General features: G+C 64.2%; 1 pseudogene. It reads right to left on the reverse strand.

Features of this window, described 5'->3' with window-relative positions:
• Positions 1-85 precede the first annotated feature (85 nt).
• Positions 86-324: pseudogene (locus tag B3187_RS05120) on the reverse strand (pseudouridine synthase); the annotation flags it as partial.

Below are 324 nucleotides of genomic sequence, written 5' to 3' on the forward strand. Positions count from 1 at the left end.
TCCATGCCTCAGAGAGTCTCCAAACGGTATACCCCGCAGCGCCACAATGCGAAGTGCTTGGTAAGGTTCCGCCGAGAGCAGCAACTCAACGCTTACGCAATGAAGGCTTGGCCGGCGCTTTGGGCAGATGAAGTTTTTCCGTCCGGTACTGGCCGGGTTGCAACTGATCCAGGGACCAGGTGCCGATCCGGGCGCGGACCAGGCGCAGGGTGGGGTGGCCGACTGCCGCCGTCATCCGGCGGACCTGACGGTTACGGCCCTCGGTGATGGTCAGCTCCAGCCAGGTGGTGGGAACGGATTTGCGCTCCCGCACCGGCGGGTTCC

Origin of the sequence: Marinimicrobium sp. UBA4209 (assembly GCF_002381585.1) — a bacterium.
Classification (GTDB): Bacteria; Pseudomonadota; Gammaproteobacteria; order Pseudomonadales; family Cellvibrionaceae; genus Marinimicrobium; species Marinimicrobium koreense.